The 21,711-nt window shown below is 40.0% G+C and carries 21 protein-coding genes; 18 read left to right on the forward strand and 3 right to left on the reverse strand.

Annotated features, from left to right (window positions below; genetic code table 11):
• The 11 genes from AX663_RS07755 to AX663_RS07805 all read left to right on the forward strand — a co-directional run bounded on the left by AX663_RS07755 (nucleotide 1) and on the right by AX663_RS07805 (nucleotide 11,429).
• Nucleotides 1–717, forward strand: coding sequence for an energy-coupling factor ABC transporter ATP-binding protein (locus AX663_RS07755; RefSeq protein WP_060973162.1), 717 nt, complete (start codon nucleotides 1–3; stop codon nucleotides 715–717).
• 165 nt (nucleotides 718–882) lie between these two features.
• Nucleotides 883–1,731 (forward strand): amino acid ABC transporter substrate-binding protein, encoded by an 849-nt coding sequence (locus AX663_RS07760; RefSeq protein WP_060973163.1) that lies wholly within the window; start codon nucleotides 883–885, stop codon nucleotides 1,729–1,731.
• A gap of 159 nt (nucleotides 1,732–1,890) precedes the next feature.
• The gene (locus AX663_RS07765) at nucleotides 1,891–2,793 is read left to right on the forward strand and encodes a MetQ/NlpA family ABC transporter substrate-binding protein (RefSeq protein ID WP_013990049.1); all 903 of its coding nucleotides are present in this window, start codon (nucleotides 1,891–1,893) and stop codon (nucleotides 2,791–2,793) included.
• 60 nt (nucleotides 2,794–2,853) lie between these two features.
• Nucleotides 2,854–4,227, forward strand: coding sequence for a M20/M25/M40 family metallo-hydrolase (locus AX663_RS07770; RefSeq protein ID WP_060973164.1), 1,374 nt, complete (start codon nucleotides 2,854–2,856; stop codon nucleotides 4,225–4,227).
• Nucleotides 4,220–5,287, forward strand: a complete 1,068-nt coding sequence (locus AX663_RS07775) for a methionine ABC transporter ATP-binding protein (RefSeq protein WP_060973165.1) — start codon at nucleotides 4,220–4,222, stop codon at nucleotides 5,285–5,287. Before AX663_RS07770 ends, AX663_RS07775 begins: the two co-directional genes overlap by 8 nt.
• Entirely contained in the window at nucleotides 5,287–5,979 is a 693-nt protein-coding gene (locus AX663_RS07780; RefSeq protein ID WP_002883771.1) for a methionine ABC transporter permease, read from the forward strand. The genes AX663_RS07775 and AX663_RS07780 overlap by 1 nt, the downstream gene beginning before the upstream one ends.
• A 122-nt stretch (nucleotides 5,980–6,101) precedes the next feature.
• Nucleotides 6,102–7,310, forward strand: coding sequence for a serine/threonine transporter SstT (gene sstT / locus AX663_RS07785; RefSeq protein ID WP_060973166.1), 1,209 nt, complete (start codon nucleotides 6,102–6,104; stop codon nucleotides 7,308–7,310).
• A gap of 150 nt (nucleotides 7,311–7,460) precedes the next feature.
• The gene (locus tag AX663_RS07790; protein WP_037600294.1) at nucleotides 7,461–8,309 is read left to right on the forward strand and encodes an SAM hydrolase/SAM-dependent halogenase family protein; all 849 of its coding nucleotides are present in this window, start codon (nucleotides 7,461–7,463) and stop codon (nucleotides 8,307–8,309) included.
• 9 nt (nucleotides 8,310–8,318) lie between these two features.
• Nucleotides 8,319–8,864 (forward strand): ECF-type riboflavin transporter substrate-binding protein, encoded by a 546-nt coding sequence (locus AX663_RS07795; RefSeq protein ID WP_060973167.1) that lies wholly within the window; start codon nucleotides 8,319–8,321, stop codon nucleotides 8,862–8,864.
• A gap of 65 nt (nucleotides 8,865–8,929) precedes the next feature.
• Nucleotides 8,930–10,606, forward strand: a complete 1,677-nt coding sequence (locus AX663_RS07800; RefSeq protein WP_060973168.1) for an ABC transporter ATP-binding protein — start codon at nucleotides 8,930–8,932, stop codon at nucleotides 10,604–10,606.
• On the forward strand, nucleotides 10,599–11,429 hold the full coding sequence (locus AX663_RS07805) for an energy-coupling factor transporter transmembrane component T family protein (RefSeq protein ID WP_060973169.1): 831 nt from the start codon (nucleotides 10,599–10,601) through the stop codon (nucleotides 11,427–11,429). The genes AX663_RS07800 and AX663_RS07805 overlap by 8 nt, the downstream gene beginning before the upstream one ends.
• An 88-nt stretch (nucleotides 11,430–11,517) precedes the next feature.
• Here AX663_RS07805 and AX663_RS07810 read toward each other — a convergent pair whose 3' ends face one another.
• The 3 genes from AX663_RS07810 to rsmG form a co-directional block, all read right to left on the reverse strand.
• Complete coding sequence (locus tag AX663_RS07810; RefSeq protein ID WP_002883759.1) at nucleotides 11,518–12,189, reverse strand: potassium channel family protein; 672 nt, start codon at nucleotides 12,187–12,189, stop codon at nucleotides 11,518–11,520.
• A 39-nt stretch (nucleotides 12,190–12,228) separates the two neighbouring features.
• Nucleotides 12,229–13,593 carry a TrkH family potassium uptake protein gene (locus tag AX663_RS07815; RefSeq protein WP_081260152.1) on the reverse strand — a complete coding sequence of 455 codons (1,365 nt, stop codon included), beginning with the start codon at nucleotides 13,591–13,593 and terminating at the stop codon, nucleotides 12,229–12,231.
• Nucleotides 13,594–13,661: 68 nt separating this feature from the next.
• Nucleotides 13,662–14,375 carry a 16S rRNA (guanine(527)-N(7))-methyltransferase RsmG gene (gene rsmG / locus AX663_RS07820; RefSeq protein WP_048673867.1) on the reverse strand — a complete coding sequence of 238 codons (714 nt, stop codon included), beginning with the start codon at nucleotides 14,373–14,375 and terminating at the stop codon, nucleotides 13,662–13,664.
• Nucleotides 14,376–14,674: 299 nt separating this feature from the next.
• On the opposite strand from rsmG, the gene AX663_RS07825 reads away from it, so the two are divergent.
• From AX663_RS07825 to der, 7 genes are all read left to right on the forward strand, one after another.
• Nucleotides 14,675–15,211 (forward strand): DUF177 domain-containing protein, encoded by a 537-nt coding sequence (locus AX663_RS07825; RefSeq protein WP_037600313.1) that lies wholly within the window; start codon nucleotides 14,675–14,677, stop codon nucleotides 15,209–15,211.
• Nucleotides 15,212–15,366: 155 nt separating this feature from the next.
• Entirely contained in the window at nucleotides 15,367–16,056 is a 690-nt protein-coding gene (locus AX663_RS07830; protein ID WP_002883757.1) for a response regulator transcription factor, read from the forward strand.
• Nucleotides 16,053–17,582 carry a HAMP domain-containing sensor histidine kinase gene (locus AX663_RS07835; protein ID WP_060973171.1) on the forward strand — a complete coding sequence of 510 codons (1,530 nt, stop codon included), beginning with the start codon at nucleotides 16,053–16,055 and terminating at the stop codon, nucleotides 17,580–17,582. Before AX663_RS07830 ends, AX663_RS07835 begins: the two co-directional genes overlap by 4 nt.
• A gap of 121 nt (nucleotides 17,583–17,703) precedes the next feature.
• Nucleotides 17,704–18,183: a transcriptional regulator NrdR gene (gene nrdR, locus AX663_RS07840; protein ID WP_002883820.1), complete on the forward strand. Its 480-nt coding sequence runs from the start codon at nucleotides 17,704–17,706 to the stop codon at nucleotides 18,181–18,183.
• Nucleotides 18,180–19,355 (forward strand): DnaD domain protein, encoded by a 1,176-nt coding sequence (locus AX663_RS07845; protein ID WP_060973172.1) that lies wholly within the window; start codon nucleotides 18,180–18,182, stop codon nucleotides 19,353–19,355. Before nrdR ends, AX663_RS07845 begins: the two co-directional genes overlap by 4 nt.
• A gap of 3 nt (nucleotides 19,356–19,358) precedes the next feature.
• A complete protein-coding gene (gene dnaI, locus AX663_RS07850; RefSeq protein WP_002883792.1) occupies nucleotides 19,359–20,261 on the forward strand; it encodes a primosomal protein DnaI in 903 nt (300 codons plus the stop codon).
• Nucleotides 20,262–20,366: 105 nt separating this feature from the next.
• Nucleotides 20,367–21,677: a ribosome biogenesis GTPase Der gene (gene der, locus AX663_RS07855; RefSeq protein ID WP_037597430.1), complete on the forward strand. Its 1,311-nt coding sequence runs from the start codon at nucleotides 20,367–20,369 to the stop codon at nucleotides 21,675–21,677.
• The last annotated feature ends 34 nt before the right edge of the window (nucleotides 21,678–21,711 follow it).

Consider the following 21,711-nt stretch of genomic DNA (forward strand, 5'->3'; position numbering starts at 1 on the left):
ATGTTTCAATTGAAACAAGTGGCCTGTGCCTATGAACAAAAAAAGGTCTTTACTGGTCTTGATTTGGAGATTAGACAAGGACAATATGTGATGTTGATGGGGGAAAATGGGACTGGAAAATCAAGTCTTATCAGTTTATTAACTGGCTTCAAGCAGGAAGAATCTGGTCGCATTCTTTTCTTAGGGAAGGACCTCAAAGAATGGCTGAAGGACAAACGTCAAAAACGAGATTTTTATAGTCGCCTCGGAATCCTCTTTCAGGATGTGGATAGTCAGTTATTTAATAGTACTGTCTATGATGAGATTGCTTTTGGTCCTCGCCAGCTAGGTCTAACCGAAGAAGAAGTCTCACAGCGCGTTCAAGACACGCTATCCCTGCTTAAAATTGAAGATTTAAGGGATCGCGTTCCCTATCAACTGTCTGGTGGAGAAAAGAAGAAAGTGGCTTTTGCCAGTATCATGGTAACGAATCCAGATGTGTATATTCTTGATGAACCCTTCAATAATCTTTCTAAAGAATATGAAGAATTTTTTAGGGAACTTCTACATGACCTTCATTCAGCTGGAAAAACCATTATCATGTCTGCTCACCACTTCAAGCACCTTCATCATGAAAAGGCTGATGTTCTTCTTTTCGAAGATGGCAAAGCTGATTTCTTTCCTGTCCAGGAAGTGCTCAGTAACCAGCAAGTAGTTGAGCGTTTGTCACATTATTAATAAGGATAAGTAGGAAATCGTTCTAGGTTTCCTACTTTTTTCTTTGTCAAACAATTGATATTTTTAGGTGATAGTATTTTCTTATCACCTTGATTATGTTTAAGTATTAGTTAAGCTTAGTGAATTCTGTTACAATAAAAACAATCAATCTCAAAGGAGAGTATTATGAAACTTAAAAAAATTCTTGGAATTACGGGTGTAGCCATTGCTTCAGTAGCTTTGCTTGCTGCATGTTCATCTAAATCATCAAAAGAAGCATCTAAATCTTCAGGTGCTAAAGAAACAATTAACTTTGCCACTGTTGGGACAACAGCACCGTTCTCATATGAAGAAAACGGTGAATTGACTGGTTACGATGTGGAAGTTGCCAAAGCAGTCTTCAAAGACTCTGACAAATATGAAGTGAAATTCCAAAAAACAGAATGGTCTTCAGTCTTCACAGGTCTTGACTCAGCTAAATACCAAATGGCTGGGAACAATATCTCTTATTCAGAAGAACGTGACCAAAAATATCTCTTCTCGTATCCAATTGGTACCACACCAGCTGTTTTGACTGTTCCAAAAGATAGTAATATTAAGAAATATGATGATATTGCTGGACACTCAACGCAGGTTGTTCAAGGAACATCGACAGCTACTCAATTGACAGAGTTTAATGAGAAACATTCAGACAAGCCAGTTGAACTTAACTACACAAATGAAAATATTACACAAATGTTGACAAGTTTGAATGAAGGTAAGTATGACTTCAAGATCTTTGATGCACCAACTGTTAATGCAATCATCAAAAACAATAAATTGAGCAACTTGAAGACGATTGAGCTTAAATCTGATCAACAACCATACATCTACTTCTTGTTCGCAGATAACCAAAAAGACCTTCAAAAATTTGTAAACAAACGTTTGGAAGAACTCCAAAAAGATGGTACTTTGGCTAAGTTGGCTGAAAAATTCCTTGGAAACAAAGATTATATTCCAACTAAAGACGCTTTGAAAGTTCCAAGCAAAAAATAAGAAAGGAGCTGGGAATGAATCTCAGCTTTTTCATATAATTAAAATCTAGGACATGTTATAGTTAAAAACTATAGATATATACAAATATAAACAATTTGCTACAATTCTTATCCTATGGGATAATAATTTTACACTTAAAACAATTAAAGGGAGTTCGTTATGAAACTTAAAAAAATTCTTGGAATTACAGGATTGGCAGTCGCTTCAACAGTAGCTTTGGCTGCTTGTGGTGCTGGCGGTAACAAATCAGCTAAAGATGATAAAACATTAACAGTTGGTGTCATGACTTTGGATGACACTACTGAGCCATTGTGGGATAAAGTCAAAGAATTGGCTAAAGACAAGGGTGTTACTATCGAGTTGAAAGAGTTCACAGACTACAACCAACCAAATGAAGCCCTTAAAAACGGCGAAATCGATGTTAATGCTTTTCAACACATTTATTTCTTGAACAACTGGAACAAAGAAAATAAAGGTGATGTTGTTGCGGCAGCTGACACACTTCTTAGCCCAATCCACCTTTTCTCAGGTACTGAAAACGGAAAAGCTAAGTATAAAGATGTTAAAGAGCTTCCAGATGGAGCTACTATCTCAGTACCTAATGATGGTACAAACGAAAGCCGTGCGTTGACACTCCTTCAAACAGCTGGTTTGATTAAGTTGGATGTTAAAGATGGTGAATTGGCAACTATCAAGAACATTTCTGAAAATCCAAAGAAATTGGATATTAAAGAAATCGCAGCTGAACAAGCTGCCCAAACTCTTTCATCAGTAGATGCAGCAGTTGTTAACAACTCATACGCACAACAACAAAACGTTGACTATGACACAACTCTCTTCCAAGAAGATCCAAGCCAAGATTTGAAAGATTGGGTCAATATCATTGCAGCTAATAAAGATTGGGAAAAATCAAATAAAGCTGATGCTATCAAGACTTTGATTAAAGCCTACCAAAATGATGAAGTAGCGCAAATCATCTATGATGCATCTAACAAGGTTGACCTTCCAGCATGGAAAGGTGCCCCAACACAAGATCAATTGAAAGCTAATTCAAAGAAATAAGCTAAGGACAGAGGGCGTGTGAGAGCACGCCGTTTTGTCGTGTATGAAGGAGACGATTTGATGGCATTTTCAAGTGAAGAAGAGCAGTTACGAAAATTTCGTAACGATGAAATTGCTCAGCACTATTTTGAAGTTTTGCGGACTTTGATTTCTAAAAAATCTATTTTTGCTCAAAATATTGGTCTCTATGATGTAGCTGCTTACCTTGGTGAGATTTTCTCTGGTGTTGGCGCAGAGGTGACAATTGACGAGACCCATACGGCACCTTTTGTCTTGGCGAAATTCAAGAGTCCAAATCCAGAAGCGAAAACAATTATTTTCTATCAACACTATGACACTGTTCCTGCGGACAATGATCAGCCATGGACCGATGAACCTTTCCGTCTGACTGTTCGAAAGGGATATATGTATGGTCGTGGTGTCGACGATGATAAGGGCCATATCACAGCTCGGTTGACAGCTCTTCGTAAGTATATTCGTGAGGTCGGAGATCTTCCTGTAAATATTACGTTTATGATGGAAGGTGCTGAAGAATCTGCATCAACAGACCTTGAAAAATATTTAGAAAAATACCGAGATGATCTTCTTCCAGCAGACCTATTGGTTTGGGAGCAAGGGAACCGAAATAGTAAAGGTCAATTGGAAATCACAGGTGGCAACAAGGGGATTATTACCTTTGACTTGTCTGTCGAGAGTGCTGATGTTGATATCCACTCTAAATTTGGTGCAGTGATTGAATCGGCGTCATGGTACTTGCTCAATGCTATCTCAAGCATGAGAGATGATCAGGGACGTATCCTTATCGACGGCATCTATGAAAAGATTGTCCAACCAAACGAACGAGAGACGAATCTTATCGAAACTTATGCCATTGAAAATGCAGACAGTCTTCGTAGGATTTACGGCTTAAAACTACCCATTTTAGAAAGTGACCGCCGAGCGTTCTTAAAAACTTACTATTTTGAGCCAGCTCTTTCTATTGAGGGAATTTCAACAGGTTATCAGGGGCAAGGGGTTAAGACCATTTTACCAGCTCAAGCCAGAGCTAAGATGGAGATGCGTTTGGTCCCTGGCTTGACACCTGAGTACGTTTTGGAGTGTATTAAGGCTCACCTCAAAAAAGAAGGATTTGACCGTATCAAGGTAACCTTCACTCTTGGTGAAGAAAGTTATCGAAGTGATATGTCTGATCCAGCTATTGTCAATGTTATTGAGTTAGCAAAAGGCTTTTATGAAGAAGGTGTCGCTGTCCTTCCAACAGCAGCAGGTACGGGGCCTATGCATATGATTCATCAGGCTTTGGGTGTTCCTATGGCAGCCTTTGGTATAGGGAATGCTAACAGTCGTGACCATGGTGGGGATGAAAATGTTAGTCTAGCAGATTACTACACCCACATTGAACTAATTAAGGAGTTAATTGCAAGTTATGAGTAATGTCATTATTGATTTGAAAAATATTGATATCACCTTTACGCAGAAACGCCGCACTATTCAAGCGGTTAAGGATGTGTCTATCCAGATTGAGAAAGGTGATATTTACGGAATTGTTGGTTATTCAGGGGCTGGTAAATCTACCCTTGTGCGTGCGATCAATCTTTTGCAAGTGCCTACAGCTGGTAAAATCACTATCGGTAAAGATGTGACTTTTGCAGATGGTAAGGTCCAATTATCGACAAAAGAATTGCGCCAGAAACGTCAAACGATTGGGATGATTTTCCAACACTTTAACCTTATGGCTCAAAAGACGGCTTATGAAAATGTAGCTTTTGCTCTTCGTCATTCTAAATTAAGCAATGAAGAAAAAGACAAAAAAATTCGTGGTCTTTTGGAATTGGTTGATTTGGCTGATCGTGCCGAAAACTATCCTGCACAGTTGTCAGGTGGTCAAAAACAACGTGTAGCGATTGCCCGTGCCTTGGCCAATGATCCTGAAATCTTGATTTCAGATGAGTCTACCTCAGCTCTTGACCCAAAAACAACTAAGCAGATCCTTTCACTTTTGCAGGATTTGAATAAAAAGCTTGGTTTGACAGTGGTTATGATTACCCACGAAATGCAAATTGTTAAAGACATTTGTAACCGTGTGGCTGTTATGCAAAATGGTCAACTTTTAGAAGAGGGCAGTGTTCTTGATATCTTCTCAAATCCACAAGAAGATTTGACACAAGAATTTATTGAAACTGCTGCAGGGATTGAAGATGCCTTGGCTAAGATTAATGCACAACCCGTAGTGAAAAACTTACCAAACTCAGCCCTTCTCGTTCAACTTAAATATGCTGGTTCTTCAACAGATGAGCCACTCTTGACTGAAATTTTCAAAGATTACGGAGTTTCAAGTAACATCCTTTACGGTAACCTTGAGATTCTAGGTGATACACCTGTTGGTGAATTGGTCGTTGTATTGGATGGTGAGGCAGATAAGGTTCTTGCTGCCCAAAGAGCGATTGAAAATGCAGGTGTCAGCTTGCAAGTACTTAAGAAAGGAGCCCAATAATGGCAGATTGGATTCAACAAAACTTTCCAGATATTTATCGTATTGGTATGCAGGGGGTTAACTCTTGGCCAGACGCCATCTATGCGACTCTCTATATGACGGTTATTTCCTTCATCATTGGGGGGCTTCTTGGTCTTGTTATGGGGCTCTTCTTGGTATTGACAGGTCCTCGTGGAGTCATTGAAAATAAATTTGTTTTCCAAATCTTGGATAAAATCACTTCAATCTTCCGTGCCATTCCTTTCATCATCCTCTTGGCAATTTTGAAAGGCTTCACTTACTTTATCGTGGGGACTAACCTTGGTATGACAGCGGCCTTGGTTCCATTGTCAGCTGCGACTTTCCCATTCTTTGCACGTCAAGTACAGGTGGTACTTGCAGATCTTGACCGTGGCGTTATTGAAGCAGCACAAGCTAGTGGCGCAACACTTTGGGATACGATTAAAGTTTACCTTGGTGAAGGGCTCCCAGAATTGGTTCGTGTATCAACCGTAACTCTGATTTCCCTTGTGGGTGAAACTGCCATGGCCGGTGCTATCGGTGCCGGTGGTCTTGGTTACATCGCTATCTACTATGGATATAACCGTTCTAGTACCTCAGTTACCATTTTGGCAACTTTCTTGATTTTGATTTTGATTTTCCTTATCCAATTCTTGGGTGATTTCTTGACCCGTAAATTGAGTCATAAATAGGATTTGAGAGCCTGTTTGCCACAGGCTTTTCTCATTTCTTGACGATTTCAGATATTTATCATAGTATGGAAGCTATCGAATACTTTATGGTTGAGCTACCCATAAAAAGGAGTTAATGAGTTATGAAACGATTTATTTCAACTTGGAATAGGACCAGTCTAATCAAGCGTATTGCCATTGGTGTGGTAATTGGTGCTGTACTTGGTTTGCTTGTTCCTAAGTTTACGGTTATTGGTCTCTTAGGGGATATGTTTGTTGGTGGCTTGAAGGCAATTGCTCCACTCTTGGTCTTTGCCTTGGTTGCCAATGCCCTTTCTCAAACGCGAGAAGGGCAACAAAGCAACATGAAGACAGTTATTGTTCTTTATCTCTTTGGGACCTTTGCGGCAGCATTGACGGCTGTTATTTCTCACTATATTTTTCCAATTTCTCTGAAGTTGGGAGCAGCGGCAGCGACTAAAGCGACGGCACCTCAAGGTGTGGGAGAAGTCTTTAAAGATTTGTTGCTTAAGATGGTGGATAACCCTGTCAATGCCTTGGCTCAAGCCAACTACATTGGTGTTTTAGTATGGGCGGTTGTCTTTGGTTTCGCCATGCGAACAGCTAGCACTCACACGAAAGATTTGCTACATACCTTGGCAGAAGTGACTTCACAAATCGTTCGTTGGATTATTAACTTGGCACCATTTGGTATCCTTGGTCTTGTCTTTAATACTATTTCTGAGAATGGTGTTGGTGTTTTGGCGGATTATGGTGTCCTAATCCTTGTCTTAGTGGGAACAATGGCCTTTGTTGCCTTGGTTGTTAATCCTATCATTGTTTTTGTGATGATGGGCAAAAATCCTTTCCCACTGGTTTTCCGTTGTTTGAAAGACTCTGGGATTACAGCCTTCTTTACTCGCTCGTCAGCAGCTAATATTCCTGTTAACCTTCAGCTTTGTAAAGATCTTGGTTTAAATCCTGATACCTATTCAGTTTCTATTCCTTTGGGGTCAACTATTAATATGGCTGGGGCAGCCGTGACAATCAATGTCTTAACTCTTGCTGCAGTAACGACTTTGGGAATTCAGGTCGATTTTGCGACAGCACTCATTCTTAGTGTGGTTTCAGCTATCTCTGCCTGTGGTGCCTCAGGTATTGCTGGAGGATCCCTTCTATTAGTGCCAGTAGCATGTAGCCTCTTTGGTATCTCAAATGATTTGGCCATGCAAGTTGTTGGTGTTGGCTTTATCGTAGGTGTCATCCAAGACTCTTGTGAAACAGCCCTTAACTCTTCAACAGACGTGCTTTTTACAGCAGTAGCAGAAAAGAGCCGTTGGAAGAAAGTATAGATAATTGTATAAGGTCGGCCGATTTGGCTGGTTTTTTGATTTTGGAGAAAACATAGTCAAAGACTATAGCTAGCTCAAGAATCTATCATCTTTAAAAAGCCCATAAAATATGGTAAAATAAACCGTTCAAAGAGAAAAGGTGAAACATTTATGACTAATAATTTATTGGTGCTTCAATCAGACTTTGGTTTGGTCGACGGTGCTGTTTCGGCCATGATTGGTGTGGCTCTTCAAGAAGAACCAAGTTTGGGAGTTCATCACCTTACACATGATATTACACCCTACAACACTTTTGAAGCTTCCTATCGTCTGTTTCAGACTGTCGAGTACTGGCCAAAGGGAACAACCTTTGTTTCGGTAGTTGATCCGGGTGTAGGCTCATCACGTAAAAGTGTGGTTGCCTTAACAAAGACGGGGCAATATATCGTCACACCAGATAACGGAACACTTTCTTATATCAAGAAGGATGTCGGTATCGTTGCTGTCCGTGAAATTTCAGAAGTTGAGAATCGTCGTAGTAATACGGAGCTGTCTTATACCTTCCATGGTCGTGATGTTTATGCCTATACAGGTGCCAAATTAGCTTCTGGTCATATCAGTTTTGATGAAGTAGGTCCTGAGTTACCTGTGGACAAAATTCTAGAGCTTCCAGTGGTTGAAACCATCATAGAGGATAATTTGGTTCGTGGTGCAATTGATATTTTGGACGTCCGTTTCGGCTCTCTTTGGACCTCTATCACACGTGATGACTTTTATGCCTTGGAACCAAACTTTGGTGATCGATTCGAGGTGACCATCTTTAACAATGATATGTTGGTCTACCAAAATCAAGTTACCTATGGGAAATCTTTTGCGGATGTTCGTATCGGTCAGCCAATTATTTATATCAATTCCCTTTATCGTGTTGGCTTAGCCATAAACCAGGGGTCTTTTGCCAAGGCCTATAATGTTGGTGTGGGGTCTAACTGGCACATTGAAATTAAACATTTAGGAGATTAAAGTAAGATTATGAAAAATAATTCAATTCGTACAGTAGTTGCGACAGGTATTGGTGCAGCACTCTTTATTATCATTGGTATGTTTGTTAATATTCCTATTTTTGGGAATACCAGCATCCAACTTCAGTATGCTGTTCAAGCACTATTTTCAGTGATTTTTGGGCCTATTACAGGTTTCTTTATGGGCTTTATTGGGCATGCGCTTAAAGATGGTATTCAATACGGAAATATCTCATGGGCTTGGGTGTTTGCAAGTGCCATTACAGGTCTTGTAATTGGTCTATTCAACAAAAAATATGATGTGACAACTGGCAAGTTTTCTTTGATGAGTATGATTTGGTTTAACTTAGCACAAGCATTGGCCCTCCTTATTGCCTATGGTATCGTTACTCCTATTGGTGATAGACTCCAATTCGCACAAGCCTGGTCATATCTTTATGCACAAAGTTTTGTAGCTGGCGTAGCTAACTTTATTACAATTGCAATCGGAGGAACCCTCCTTCTTGCAATCTATGCTAGCTCACGTACACAATCTGGTAGTCTTACCAAAGACTAGCATGAATCATAGGAGAGTGGGACTGTCAGTTTGCTTTGATACCTCCTCTCTTTTTTAGTAGAAACATGGATAAATACATTAGTTTTAATCAGTTTACATTTCAATATGATGCGCAAGCAGAAGCGACGCTTAAAGATATCAGCTTTGATATTGTCAAAGGCGAGAAAGTGCTCATTTTAGGCCCTTCTGGTAGCGGAAAGTCGACCCTGGCTCAGTGTCTCAATGGTATCATACCTAATATTCATAAAGGTCAGGCAAAAGGCCAGGTAAGGATAGATGGTCAGGATATTTTCAAGCAATCTATCTATGATAAGTCACAGTTGGTATCTACGGTATTGCAGGATCCAGATGGTCAGTTTATTGGCTTAACAGTAGCCGAGGATTTGGCTTTTGCCTTGGAAAATGATTGTGCTAATCAAAGTGAGATGAAGGATAAGGTAGCTCTCTGGGCTGAACGTCTAGACTTGACTTCTCTTTTGAATCACCGCCCTCAAGACTTATCAGGTGGCCAAAAACAACGAGTTAGTTTGGCTGGAGTCTTGATTGATGAGAGTCCTATTCTTTTATTTGATGAGCCTCTAGCAAATTTAGATCCTAAATCAGGACAGGAAACCATTGACCTCATTGATAAAATCCACAAAGAGGTGGGAGCTACAACAATTATTATTGAGCATCGTCTAGAAGATGTTCTTTATCGTCCTGTTGACCGGATTTTACTGGTCAATGATGGTACCCTCCTCTTTAACGGTAGCCCAGATGAGCTTTTATCAAGTACTCTCTTACTGGAAAATGGGATTCGCGAACCTCTATATGTGACGGTTTTACGTCAGTTGGGATTTGACACAAGAGATGCACAAAATCTTAGTCAATTGGATGCTTTAGACTTATCTGACCTTGTTCTGCCAGATAGAGTTTTGAAAGATAAAAGAGACAGTTCAAGTGAATCTATTTTGAAGGTTGAGGGGCTTAGCGTTTCCTATGGGGATAATCCGGCGATTATAGACGATATGTCCTTTAGCTTGAAAAAAGGTGAGCGACTAGCGATTGTCGGTAAAAATGGAGCTGGAAAGTCGACGCTTGCCAAAGCTCTATGCGGTTTTGTCCCTAGTCAAGGGAAATTAACTTACAAGGGTCAGGATATCAGTCAGGATAGCATCACCGAGCGTTCAGAGCGTATAGGCTTTGTTTTGCAAAACCCTAATCAGATGATTAGCCAAACTATGATTTTTGATGAAGTGGCTCTTGGTTTACGCTTGCGAGGGATTGAAGAAACCGAGGTTGAAGAGCGTGTTCATGAGGTCCTGAAGACTTGTGGCCTCTATAGCTTTCGTAAATGGCCCATTTCTGCGCTTTCCTTTGGTCAGAAAAAGCGCGTGACCATTGCGTCTATCTTGGTCTTGAAACCTGAAATCATTATTTTGGATGAGCCAACGGCTGGTCAAGATTACAAGACTTACACAGATATCATGAATTTCTTGGACAGTCTTCAGAAGCAAGGCCATACCATTGTGATGATTACCCATGACATGCAGCTCATGTTGGAATATAGTGATCGTTGTCTCGTTGTGGTTGAGGGGAAAATCATTGCAGACGACAATCCTGTTACAATTCTTAATCAGAAGGATTTACTTGAGTCAGCTAATCTCAAGCAGACATCTCTTTATACTTTGGGTCAGAAATTGTCAAGTGATCCAGTAGAAGTAACCCAGTATTATATCGAAAAAGGAGGCCCTAATGTCTAATCGTTTAATTGGTTATCAGTCAGGTCAAGGTTTCCTCTATGATTTGTCTGGGGCAAGTAAGATGCTTTTCTTTATCTTGGTTTCAGTTGCTTGTATGGCAACCTATGACCCACGTTTTATTCTAGCAGTAGGCTTACTTTCTATTTATCTCTTTTATTTGGCCAAGATTCGTTGGCGAGATATTTCATTCGTTGTTAAGATTATTGGATCGATTGCCCTCTTTAATTTACTTATGGTCTACCTTTTCTCACCTGGTTATGGTGAAGAAATTTACGGGGCTAAGACAGTTATTATTGAAGGTTGGGGGCGTTTCTATCTAACCAGTCAGGAGCTTTTTTACCTTGCAAATCTATTGCTCAAGTATTTTTCAACGGTCCCTCTTGCCATTCTATTTCTCATGACTACTCATCCGAGTCAGTTTGCGGCTAGCCTGAATCAAATTGGGGTTCCTTATAAATTTGCCTATTCCGTGAGTTTAACCTTGCGTTATATTCCAGATGTTCAAGAAGAATTCTTTACGATTCGTAAGGCTCAGGAGGCTCGTGGTTTGGATTTGTCGCAAAAGGTGGGATTGGTCAAACGCATTCGCGGGAATCTCCAAATTGTTCTTCCACTAATTTTTTCATCTCTCGAACGAATTGATACCATATCGACAGCTATGGAATTACGACGATTTGGTCGCTACAAAAAACGTACATGGTATGTGCATAAATCTTTGATGAAACAAGATTACCTTGTCATCCTATCAGCTATCCTTATATTGGGGATTAGTATTGGATTAATTTTCTTCAATCATGGTCGTTTTTATAATCCATGGGGCTAATGCTCTTAGCATAGAGAGAATCTGCCATTAAGTATAATAAAAAACGTTCCCGTCTTGTCCAGATGAACGAGATTGGAACGTTTTTTTGTTATTTCAAATAGCCTAAATAATCAAATTTTTCTAGTGTCCGATTGTCGGCGACTACTAGGATGATTCCTTCGTCAGGTAGTTTCTTACTTGGGTCAAAGTGAGTGTTTAACTTGCCATTTTGCTCATCTCTAAAACCAATAACGTTGACGTTATAATTTTGTCTTAGATTTAATGTATGCAAAGACTTTCCAGCCCATTCTTTTGGAATTTTAAGTTCAATTAAAGCCACGTCGTCCTCTAAATGAAAAATATTTGAAATGTTATAACGGAGGATATTTGAAGCCAATTCTTTTGCTGTGCTACGCTCAGGAGTGATGACCCAGTTGGCCCCCATTCCGTAAAGGACTTCCTCATAATTGTTATTCATAGCTTTAGCAATAATATTTGTAATGCCAAGTTTTTTACATTGCAGGAGCGCCAGTGCAGAAGATTCTAAGTGTTCTCCAGTTGCAATAATGACTGTATCGCAAGTATCAATACCAGCAGAACGTAGAAAGTCAATGTCAGTAATGTCACCAACAGCGGCCTTAGTCACCTGATCAGCAAGGGAATCAATTGTTGTAGAGTTATTATCTAAGGCAATAACGTCTTGTCCAAAAGAGGAGAGTTCGGTTGCAATGGTTTGTCCAAAGATTCCCAAACCGAGGACCCCAATAATTTGTGTTTTCATATAAAATCCTTTCAGAATATTGTCAATGAATAAAATTGTTTAGCCAACTGAAATATCAGTTGGGGCATAAGAGACATGCTTTTCTTTTTTGGTCATCAAGCTCAAGAGAACAGTGATAGGTCCAACACGGCCAATGAACATCAGAGACATGATAACGAGTCGTCCTAGAGTATTTAGATTAGGGGTCAAATCCATTGAAACACCAACGGTAGCAATGGCTGACACACTCTCAAAAAGTAGGCCTAGGGGCGATAGTGTAGGATTAGTCTCCAGCAAAATAACATAGCCGACAAAGAGCATTGTTAGGAAAAAGAGTATAACTGTGAATGCTTGCAAAACAGTCTTATTAGATATAATACGATTTCGAAAAACAACGCTCGAGTTACCAGATAGTTCTGACTTAAAAAGCAGGAACATGATAGAGGCAGTTGTCACCTTGATGCCACCCGCAGTTCCTCCAGGACCACCCCCAATAATCATTTGAATCATAAAAAGAAGATTTGTGGAGAAATCGGCATTGGTATAGGAAATAGTTGCAAAGCCAGCGGTACGCATGGTTACAGTCTGAAAGAAACTTACCAGAAGTTGTTGCCAGACATTGAGAGTACCGATTGTTTTAGAGTTATCCATTTCCAGTAACCAAGCAAGTAGTGTTCCTCCTAAAAGGAGACAGCCTGTACTTATAAGAACAAGACGACTTTGATTGCTGAAAGGCCTACAAGCTAATTTCCAATTCCTTGGACGATCTTTAATATAACGTCGCAATAGTTGAATCAAATCAATCCAAACTGCAAATCCCAAACTTCCAGACATAATGAGAAAAGCTACAGCAAGGTTAATGGTTGGATTGGTTGCATAATCCTGTAAACTGTTAGAACCCAAGTTGTCAAATCCAGCATTACAAAAGGCAGAGACAGCTAGAAAGAGACTATTAAAAATGCCATGACCAAGTCCAAAACGAGGAATGAAATCAGTCATAATCACAAGTGCTGCCAAAGCTTCAATAGAAAAAGTAATTTTATAGACCTTAAAAAGATAAGCTTTCAAATCTTTTTGGTTATCCCTGCTAAGTGCGGATTGAAGGAGATCTTGATCACTCAGTCCTAATTTATTTTTCAGGGTATAGGTGCTAAAGGCTATAAGAGAGACGAGCCCAAGTCCTCCCGTCTGCATGAGAAGCATAGAGAAAATTTGACCGAGACCATTGTAAGCCTTACTGACCGGGACAACAGAAAGTCCAGTTACACAGACCATTGACACAGTATTGAAGAGATGATCCAGGTAGCTTGTTTCTGGACTATTAGCATAGTGGCTTATGGGAAGGCTAAGTAAAATACTTCCCACTATAATGACAAAGACAAAGCTGAGCACAAGCTTTTGCGTGACAGAAAGACGATTGATCAATGAAAACCTCCGAGTTATCATAAGAGTAAATAATAATCCAAGGAGTAAGACACCTCCTTGGATAAACGTTATAGCGGCTTCTTGTTAGGAATTCCAGCACGACGTGGGTACTTATTAGGGGTTTCTTTTTTCTTATCGACAATAGTGACATTACGTCCATCCCCATTTGGCAGTCTGTAGTTCTCGTTGAGAATAGGCTTTGCAAAAAGCGAGTTCAAGGCATTTTTAGCATCGGCTAACTCTTCATCAGCTGCTGCAGCTTTAAGTGCAATAAGTTGTCCACCAACCTTCAAGAAAGGAATAGTCAATTCTGAGAGAACCTGCATGCGTGCGACGGCACGGGCAGTAACAATATCAAACTGAGCACGGAAGGCCTTGTCTTGTCCAAAATCCTCTGCACGTCCATGATAGAAGTGAACACCGCTGAGCTCAAGTTCATCAGCCAAGAGATTGAGGAAATTGATGCGTTTATTAAGAGAGTCGATGATAGTCACATCAAGCTCAGGGCAAAGGATTTTCATAGGGAGACTTGGAAATCCAGCTCCAGCTCCGATATCCAGAAGTCGAATACTTTGATTTTTAATATGCCCTTGAAGAACAGGAGCCAAAGAATCATAGAAATGTTTGAGGTAGACCTCGTCTCTTTCTGTGATTGCAGTAAGGTTGATCTTTTCGTTCCATTCTACCAAAAGCTCAAAGTAGCGTTGGAATTGGTCTTTTTGTTTTTGGCTGAGATCGAACCCCAGTTCTTTCAGAGCCTTGTAAAAATCTTCAGGTGTCATTATATATTCCTTTTATCTAGTTTCAATGCTCTTATTTTACCATAATTAAGAGCTTTCATCTAATCTCTATAGGACAGATGGAAACAGGGTCTGAGTAAGTTTCTCATTAGCTTTGAAAAAAGTTCTAAGTTTAAGAAATATGTAATATTAAAGGTGTTATTTTTTCTTAAAAATTTGATATAATACTAATTAAGTCTAAAATCATAATCATGCTCTCTAATGAAAAGTGAATGTAGGGGATTATGGTCTTGTGGATTGAAAATAGATCCCTATGGGGAAATTTAATTTGAGGATTAAGAATGATTTATCTTTCAGAAGTTAGAAAGTCTCCAGAGGGGCTCGCCTTTACCGAAGCACCTTCTTTGTTGGAGTCTATTAAAGAACGCTATGATCAAGTTTTAAATCTTGAACAGATTCAAGCAAGTGGTCAGGTAGCCTATGATAATGGCTTGTACCTTTTGGACTATCAACTTAGCTATGATATTACCTTGCCATCTAGCCGTTCACTTGAACCTGTGACACTTAGCTTTAACTATCCGGTTTCAGAAACCTTTATACAAGAGGCAGATGCAGCTCTTCAAAAGGAATTAGTCGAAGAAAATCTAGTTCTTATCTTGGATGGGGATACCATTAATCTTGATGAGAGTATTCTAGATAATATTCTTCTTAATATTCCTTTGAGAGTATTAACACCTGAGGAAGAATCAGGACAAATTTCGCTCTCAGGTAATGACTGGGAAGTCTTGTCAGAAGAGGATTTTGCCGCACTTCAACAGGAGAAAAAAGAGGCAAGTAATCCCTTTGCCCAATTGAACGGTCTATTTGACGAAAATTAATTCAAAAAAATAAACTAAAAATGTTTGACAATTTTAAAAATCTGTATTATTATATCATTAGAAGTTAATTTTCGGATTTATTTATAGGGTAAATCTACAGACTTTTTAAGGGAAATAGAAGTCAAAAAATTTTAAGAAAGTGGTAAATACTTATTATGAGCAAACGCATTTTGATTGTTGAAGATGAGAAAAACCTTGCTCGTTTTGTCTCTCTTGAACTTCAACACGAAGGATACGACGTTGTGACAGCAGACAACGGACGTGAAGGACTTGAAATGGCACTCGAGAAAGATTTCGATCTTATTCTCTTGGACCTTATGTTGCCTGAGATGGACGGTTTTGAAGTAACACGTCGTCTCCAACAAGAAAAAGATACTTATATTATGATGATGACAGCCCGCGATTCAATCATGGACATTGTTGCTGGTTTGGACCGTGGTGCTGATGACTATATTGTAAAACCTTTTGCGATTGAAGAACTATTGGCACGTATTCGTGCAACCTTCCGTCGCCAAGATATCGAAGCTGCTAAGAATGCACCAGCTAAGGCGTCAACTTATCGTGATTTGAAATTGGATGTTCAAAACCGTACAGTTGTTCGTGGTGATGAAGCAATTCCATTGACAAAACGTGAGTTTGATTTGTTGAACACACTTTTGAGCAATATGAACCAAGTGATGACCCGTGAGGAACTCTTGCTTCAAGTTTGGAAATATGATGATGCAATCGAAACAAACGTTGTAGATGTTTATATTCGTTACTTGCGTGGGAAAATCGATGTTCCAGGTAAGGAATCATACATTCAAACAGTGCGAGGAATGGGTTACGTTATCCGTGAAAAATGAGTAAATTACAAGATAAATTATTTGGTAAAGTAACCATTAGAAAAAAGTTGACCATGACAACTGCTGTGGTCTTCTTTCTTGTATTGTCGATGTTCACTCTGGTTGTTGTTTTCTCGGCCAATACGCTTCTTTTGCAACGTGAACGTCAAAATGTAAATAACACAATTTCGAAAGTTGTTACTTATATCGAAAAGGACTGGGATTCTGATGAAGAGTTGAGTCCAGAACCGCTTTTAGCGGCCCTTTATTCGCCTAAAAATATTTATGCATCAATCATTAATGGTGTGCTTTCTGAAAAGCACTCTTTGGATGGTCAAGTTGCAATTTCTAATAAATTATTTTCTAACCAATCTGTTTTTGTTTATGACAAAAAGGGAACGTTTATCTTTACTTCTGAGGAAAACACAGACTCTCCTCCAGGCATGTCTGAAGTAAACAAACTGAAGTCAGTGTCCTATAAAGGAAAGCGTGGTTTCTTACTACAAGTTCCAATTTACGGTAAGGATAAAAAGACCATCGTTGGTTATGCCCAGATTTTCCATGATTTGGAATTCTACTATGCTCTGAAAGAGCGTTTGATTTTCTTATTGATTTTCCTAGAAGTGGGGATGACGGTCCTAGTTATCGCAGCAACTGTGGTTGTCTTGACATCTATTCTTCGTCCGATGAGACAGTTGCACGAAACGATGGGAGTTATCACCGATTCGCCAAGTGATTTGGAACTTCGTTCTAAGATTGAAAGCCACGATGAAATTGGTGATTTGGCGGTTAACTTTAACCGTATGATGGATAAAATCCAAGAAAATAATCAGATGCAGATGCGTTTCTTGAGTGACGTCAGTCATGAATTACGTACGCCGATTGCGGTTATCAAGGGCCATATGGACCTCTTGCAACGTTGGGGTAAAAATGACCCTGAGATTCTTGAGGAGAGTCTTGAGGCTGCAAGTCACGAGGCCAACCGTATGACGATTATGATTAATGATATGTTGGATTCTATCCGTGTCAAAGGATCATTTGAAAATCATAGAAATGATACGTGTGATTTGAATTCTTCAATCCGTACGGTTATTGGTAACTTCCGTGTCTTGCATGAAGATTACCAATTCTATCTCAATGATTTTGAGAGCTCAGAGCGTCCAGCACAGATTTACAGCCAACACTTTGAACAGGCGATTACTATTTTGATTGATAATGCGGTCAAGTATTCTCCTGTTAACAAGGAAATCCAGGTTACAATTAAGGCTCTGGAAGATGAAATGTTGGTACAAGTACAAGATAATGGTGAAGGGATATCTGATGAAGATATTGAGCATATCTTTGAACGCTTCTATCGTTCAGATAAGGCACGTAACCGTACATCCACTCAATCTGGTGTAGGTATTGGTTTATCAATTCTTTACCAGATTGTGGAGGCCTACCGATGTCGTATTGAGGTTAGTTCAGAGCTTGGTGTAGGGACATGTTTCGATTTTTACATTCCATTTGCGGATGGAGAAACGACGACACCTCAACTTGAGCTTTAAATCAATTTATAAGAGTCTTAGAGTGATTCTTGGTCGTGAGCACGCCTCGTTTAGAGCGTGCTTTTTATGTGTTTTTATGGTAAAATAGAGTACCGAATTTCAAAGATTGGTGGTGAAGTGCATGCGTTGTCCAAAATGTCAACATAATAAATCTAGTGTTATCGATAGCCGTCAGGCAGAGGATGGGAATACCATTCGTCGTCGTCGTGAGTGTGATTCTTGTCATGCTCGTTTTACAACTTTTGAGCGTGTGGAAGAAGTTCCACTTTTGGTTGTCAAAAAAGACGGTACTCGTGAACAATTCTCTCGCGATAAGATTTTCAATGGTATCTTGATGAGTGCTCAGAAGCGTCCGGTTTCTAGTGAGGATATCGAAAATGCCATCACCCGTATTGAGCAAAATATTCGCCGTAACCATGATGGAGAGGTTGATAGTGATGTCATTGGGAATTTAGTGATGAAAGAACTCGCTGACCTTGATGAAATTACTTATGTACGTTTTGCTAGTGTCTACCGTTCTTTCAAAGATGTTGATGAGATTGAAGAGTTGCTTCAAGAAATCACTAAGACTGTACGTGCGAAAAAAGAGTCTAAAAAATGAGACCTATTGAAGAATTTGTCTATGTTGGTAATCAGGTTATCGTTCCCGATCAGGCAAGTTTAATGCGTTGCTATTATCCCATTATTGGGAGTGAGGGATACGCTCTCTACCAGTATTTCGTGGCTTTTTATGACAATGGTAATCGCCGCCATAAGTTTGCGGCTATTCTGAATCACCTTAACTTTGGAATGCAGCCCCTTCAAGAAGCACTGGCGGTTCTGACAGCAGTAGATCTCTTGGCCTTTTACCAGTCACCTCAAGGGTTTTATGTGATAGAGCTTAAGTCTCCCTTAACAATTGAGCAGTTTCTAAAACATGCCGTTTATAGTTCACTTCTCGAGCAAAAGATTAGTGAACCAGCAGTAGACGCTTTGAAACCGGCAGGTCTCCAAGGATTGCAAGATTTATCTAAACGTTTTTCGGATGTCTTTACCGATGAGCGTTTGGCTCAAAAGTCTGTGTCTGAAATCAAGCCTAAAAATTCATTTGATTTAACTAGTTTTAGGAATCGTATGCAGGCTGATGGGCTTGTATTTACAGATGAAAAGACAGATGTGCCAGAAATATATAAATTGTCTGAGACTCATGGCATGAATTGGTATGATATCTATCTCTTAGCTAAAAAGACAGCCGTCAACCACCAGATTATTGTCAAGCGTATGCAGGTGCAATTAGAGCAGGCTCAAGCTCAAACATTAGGTGGTGACTCTGCTTTGACGGAGACTGAAGAAAAAATTCTTAAAGCGGTTAGGTCCGAAAAGCCTATAGATTACTTACAAGGTGCCAAAGGTCCAAGCGGGACTGTTACTAATTCTGAGAAGCAGATTCTCACGGATTTGGCACAAAGAGGCTTTATGGATGAGGTCATTAACCTCATGGTTGCCTACAGTTTGGGACGGACACGTTCGACGAATGTGAATCAAGAGTATATCTCTAAACTTGCTAACGACTTTGACTTTAAGAACATCCTCACTGCCGAACAAGGGCTTTTAGCTTTGCGTAGTGGTTACGACAAGAAATCACAACAAGCAAAAGCTGATTCTAAGAAGAAAACAAATGTGCCGAGCTGGAGTAATCCAGATTATGATAATCAAACCAGTCAGGCTGATCAGGCTAAGTTGGATGAAATTAGACGTCGGGCTTTGGCAAAACTAGAAAAAGGAAAGGAGTAGCCTATGGAAAGAGTTGGACAAACCCTAAACCGAACAGGGCATCATGGGTCTGGCAATGCAACAGATTTAACGAAGCAAATTTTGGCGGATCCAAGAGTGGCTAGCTTTATTCAAGAGCATAGCCTAAGCCAGGATGAAATCAAACGTAGTCTTCCTAAGTTTAATCAATTCTTGGTGGAATGCCGTAAGGTCAAAGAAGGTGATGCCTCCTATATTGCGAAAGGGTATGAGCCGATTCTGACCATGAATGAAGGCTACGCTGATGTGACCTATAAGGAGACGCGTCAGCTCAAAGAGCAACAAGAACAACAGGCTATAGCTAAACGGATTAATTTGGTGAGTCTGCCTCAGTCTTATCGTAAGATTACCTTTGCGGATATTGCTCTAGATGATGTGGCGCGTGTGGATACCTTTGAGAGTCTCGTGGATTTTGTGGCGAATTACCCTAGTCCAGACCAGAAAGGCCTCTACATCTACGGGGACATGGGAGTTGGAAAATCCTTCATGTTGGCTGCTATGGCTCATGAACTTTCCGAAACCAAGAAGGTTGCGACGACCATTATTCATTACCCATCTTTTACCATTGATGTTAAAAATGGAATTAAGGACGGTTCTGTCAAGGAACAAATAGACGCTGTCAAACAAGCAGAAGTTTTGGTTCTAGATGATATTGGTGCAGAGCAATTCTCTTCTTGGATTAGGGATGATGTTTTGCAAGTCATCCTCCAGCATCGTATGATTGAAGAGCTGCCTACTTTCTTTACATCTAACTATAGTTTTGCGGATTTAGAAGCTAAGCTATCCAATGGACGTCAAGGAGACGAGACTTGGCAGGCCAAACGTGTGATGGAGCGTATTCGTTTTCTTGCCAAAGAGGTTCACTTGAAGGGTGTTAATCGCCGCTAAGTTGAATCTAATTATGATAAAGAATAAGAGAGTTTGCTTCCCTTGGTGGAAGTGAGACTGCTAAATGAAGAAAGGAATCCCTATTTTAATCAGGGACTTAAACATATGACATTACCTACAGTTGCTATCGTGGGTCGCCCAAATGTTGGGAAATCGACCCTATTTAACCGAATTGCGGGTGAACGTATCTCTATCGTCGAAGACGTTGAAGGGGTAACACGTGACCGTATTTATACCTCTGCTGAGTGGCTTAACCGTCAATTTAGCTTGATTGATACTGGTGGTATCGATGATGTTGATGCACCATTTATGGAACAAATTAAGCACCAAGCCGACATCGCCATGACTGAAGCTGATGTTATTGTCTTTGTCGTTTCAGGTAAGGAAGGCGTGACAGATGCGGACGAGTACGTTGCCCGTATTCTTTATAAGACCAACAAGCCAGTTATCTTGGCGGTAAATAAAGTGGATAACCCTGAGATGCGTGCAGATATCTATGATTTCTATTCTCTTGGTCTTGGTGATCCCTATCCAGTTTCATCTGTTCACGGTATCGGTACAGGGGATGTTCTCGACGCTATCGTTGAAAATCTCCCAACAGAAGTTGAAGAAGAAAATCCAGATATCATCCGTTTCAGTTTGATTGGACGTCCAAATGTCGGAAAATCAAGTTTGATTAACGCCATTTTGGGGGAGGACCGTGTAATTGCTAGCCCAATTGCTGGTACGACTCGCGATGCCATTGATACAAACTTTGTGGACAGTGAAGGTCAAGAGTATACCATGATTGACACCGCTGGTATGCGTAAATCTGGTAAGGTTTATGAAAATACAGAGAAATACTCTGTCATGCGTTCTATGCGTGCTATTGACCGTTCTGATGTTGTCCTTATGGTTATAAATGCCGAAGAAGGTATCCGTGAGTATGACAAGCGTATTGCTGGTTTTGCCCATGAAGCTGGTAAAGGGATTATCATCGTAGTTAACAAATGGGATACGATTAAGAAAGACAATCATACTGTTGCCAACTGGGAAGCGGATATCCGTGAGCAGTTCCAATTTTTGAGCTATGCACCAATTATCTTTGTATCGGCTGAAACTAAACAACGTCTTAACAAGTTGCCAGAGATGATTAAACGCATCAGTGAGAGTCAAAACCGTCGTATTTCATCGGCTGTCTTGAATGATGTTATTATGGATGCCATTGCCATCAACCCAACACCAACTGACAAAGGAAAACGCCTTAAGATTTTCTACGGCACACAAGTTTCGGTTAAACCACCAACATTTGTTATCTTTGTCAATGAAGAAGAGCTTATGCACTTCTCATACATGCGTTTCTTGGAAAATCAAATTCGTCAGGCCTTCGGTTTTGAAGGAACACCAATCCACTTGATTGCTCGTAAACGTAAATAAAAAAAGAGACCAACCAGAATAGAATCTTTAAAGG

Source organism: Streptococcus sp. CCH8-H5 (genome assembly GCF_001556505.1).
Classification (GTDB): Bacteria; Bacillota; Bacilli; order Lactobacillales; family Streptococcaceae; genus Streptococcus.